Origin of the sequence: uncultured Nevskia sp. (genome assembly GCF_903885465.1) — a bacterium.
Classification (GTDB): Bacteria; Pseudomonadota; Gammaproteobacteria; order Nevskiales; family Nevskiaceae; genus Nevskia.
This window is the reverse complement of the sequence record NZ_CAISIQ010000425.1, coordinates 1-2,694: the sequence shown is the minus strand read 5'-3', so window position 1 is coordinate 2,694 and position 2,694 is coordinate 1. Positions and strand designations below refer to the sequence as shown.

The 2,694-nt window shown below is 61.2% G+C and carries 3 protein-coding genes and 1 pseudogene; 1 reads left to right on the top strand and 3 read right to left on the bottom strand.

Annotation, left to right across the window (positions count from 1 at the left end):
* Window positions 1-326 (bottom strand): MoxR family ATPase (locus QZY06_RS16535; RefSeq protein WP_295686160.1); only part of this gene is annotated, 326 nt, incomplete at its 3' end.
* A 130-nt stretch (window positions 327-456) separates the two neighbouring features.
* On the opposite strand from QZY06_RS16535, the gene QZY06_RS16530 reads away from it, so the two are divergent.
* A complete protein-coding gene (locus QZY06_RS16530) occupies window positions 457-804 on the top strand; it encodes a hypothetical protein (protein ID WP_295686159.1) in 348 nt (115 codons plus the stop codon).
* A 57-nt stretch (window positions 805-861) separates the two neighbouring features.
* Here QZY06_RS16530 and QZY06_RS16525 read toward each other — a convergent pair whose 3' ends face one another.
* Both QZY06_RS16525 and QZY06_RS16520 read right to left on the bottom strand, forming a co-directional pair.
* Complete coding sequence (locus tag QZY06_RS16525) at window positions 862-2,046, bottom strand: phosphoglycerate kinase (RefSeq protein WP_295686158.1); 1,185 nt, start codon at window positions 2,044-2,046, stop codon at window positions 862-864.
* 101 nt (window positions 2,047-2,147) lie between these two features.
* Window positions 2,148-2,694: pseudogene (locus tag QZY06_RS16520) on the bottom strand (type I glyceraldehyde-3-phosphate dehydrogenase); the annotation flags it as partial.

The following is a 2,694-nucleotide window of genomic DNA, read 5'->3' as shown; positions in this document are numbered from 1 at the left end:
GTGGTCTCGCTCTCGAAACACTCCCAGAGCTTGCCCTTGATGATGTAGTTGCCAATGTCCTTGACCTTGGAATCGCCCAGCTGCGAATCACGCAGACGCGATACCGCGTCGTACTCGTACAGGCCCTGCTGCGCTTTGGTGGTCGATTTCACATGCCACTCGTAATACGGCATGCCGAGCGACTTCGCGACCTCCACCGCCAGCCGGGTCTTGCCGGTGCCAGGCTCGCCCTTGACCAGCAGCGGCCGCTGCAAGGTGACGGCGGCGTTGACGGCAAGTGTGAGGTCATCGGTGGCAACGTAATCCAGGGTGCCGGCAAAGCGCATGAAGAAACTTCCGTTCGAAGAAAAAAGTAGTTCATTAAGTCTATCGCAACCAGCCGCTGGCTCAGCGGAACGGCATTGCACACGGGCGCTTTGTTACGATGGGGGCCACGCAGGAATCCGATGGCACACCATGAAAATGGTATCGCCTCCCCTTCACGAAACGCAGGAACATCCCGTGAAAAATGCATTGATCGCGATACTACTGACGAGTCTGGTGCCCACAGCTTTACTGGCCGACGAGCTGGTCGATTCGGCTGCACCACCTGCCTGCAAGAAGCCGCAACTTCCAAGCAGCGTCCGTCGTGCCGACGACACCAGCGAGTTCCAGGAGAAGTTCACCGTCTACCAAGACTGCATCAAGAGCTACATCGACACACAAAACAAGCTAGCGACGCTGCATGTCGGTGCCGCAAACAAGGCCGTCGAAGAAGCCAACGCCTTTGTCAATGAGACCAACGCAAAGCTTTCGGGCAAGTAGCTTTCGTTTCTGCGGGTCGAGCAAACCGGCGACAGCCTGCTCGACTCCGCTTACCGCTCAACCCTTCGCGCGCTCTTCCAATGCCGCCACCGCCGGCAAGGTCTTGCCTTCGAGGAACTCGAGGAAAGCGCCGCCGGCCGTCGAGATGTAGCCGACCTGGTCGCTGATCTCGAACTTGGCGATCGCCGCCACGGTGTCGCCACCGCCGGCGATCGACATCGCCGAGGACTTGGCAATCGCCGCGGCCAGCACCTTGGTGCCGTTGGCGAACTGATCGAATTCGAACACGCCGAGCGGGCCGTTCCAGACGATGGTGCCGGCGCCGACCATGATCTCGGCGAGCAGCTTCGCCGTATCAGGACCGATGTCGAGAATCAGGTCATCGGCCGCCACATCGGTCGCCTTCTTCACCGTCGCTTCGGCCGTCGGCGAGAACGCCTTGGCGCAGACGACGTCGGTCGGAATCGGCACCGAAGCACCACGCGCCTTGAGCTTGTCGATGATGCGCTTTGCTTCCGGCACCAGATCCGGCTCGGCCAGCGACTTGCCGATCGACAGTCCCGCCGCAAGCATGAAGGTGTTGGCGATGCCGCCGCCGACGACCAGCTGATCCACCTTGTCAGCCAGCGCATCGAGAATGGTCAGCTTGGTCGACACCTTGGAGCCACCGACGATTGCCACCAGCGGCCGCTTTGGATTGCCGAGCGCAGCACCCAGCGCTTCCAGTTCGGCGGCGACCAGCGGGCCGGCACAGGCCACCTTGGCTTTCAGCGCCAGTGCGTGGGTCGTTGCTTCAGCGCGATGCGAGGTACCGAAAGCGTCGTTAACGTAGACGTCGCAGAGCTTGGCCATCTTCTCGGCGAGCTCTTCGCTGTTCTTCTTTTCGCCCTTGTTGCAGCGGCAGTTCTCGAGCAGCACGACTTCACCCGGCTTGACGATGAAGCCGCCATCGACCCAGTTCTGCACCAGCTTGACCGGCTGGCCGAGCAGCTCGCTCATGCGAGCGGCGATCGGTGCCAGTGAATCGGCCGGCTTGAACTCGCCTTCGGTCGGACGGCCGAGATGCGAGGTGACCATCACCGCAGCGCCTTTCGACAGCGCCAGCTTGATGCCGGGAATCGAAGCGCGGATGCGGGTGTCTTCGGTGATGTTGCCGGCATCGTCCTGCGGCACGTTGAGATCGGCGCGGATGAACACGCGCTGGTTCTTAAGATCGAGGTCAGCGAGCTTCTTGAATTTCATGATCGGAATCCGGTGCAGCAAAGAAAATTGAGGAGCCAAACGAAAAGGGAACCGGAAATCGCGTAGCCGATTCCCGATTCCCTTTCTGCGCCGCGCTGTACTTACTTACCAGCGACCACGCGCACCATCTCGAGGCACTTATTGGAATAGCCCCACTCGTTGTCGTACCAGCTGACCAGCTTGACGAAGGTCGAGTCGAGCTGGATGCCGGCTTCGGCATCGAACACCGAGGTGCAGGTCTCGCCACGGAAGTCGGTCGCGACGACCTTGTCTTCGGTGTAGCCGAGCACGCCCTTCAGCGCACCTTCGCTCTGCGCCTTCATTTCGGCACAGATCTCGGCGTAGGTCGCCGGCTTTTCGAGTTCGGCGGTCAGATCGACGACCGAGACGTCCGAGGTCGGCACGCGGAACGACATGCCGGTCAGCTTCTTGTTCAGTTCCGGGATCACGACACCGACGGCCTTGGCGGCGCCGGTCGACGACGGAATGATGTTCTCGAGAATACCGCGGCCGCCGCGCCAGTCCTTGTTGCTCGGACCGTCGACGGTCTTCTGCGTCGCCGTGGTGGCGTGGATGGTGGTCATCAGGCCACGCTTGATGCCCCACTTGTCATGGACAACCTTGGCCAGCGGCGCCAGGCAGTTGGTG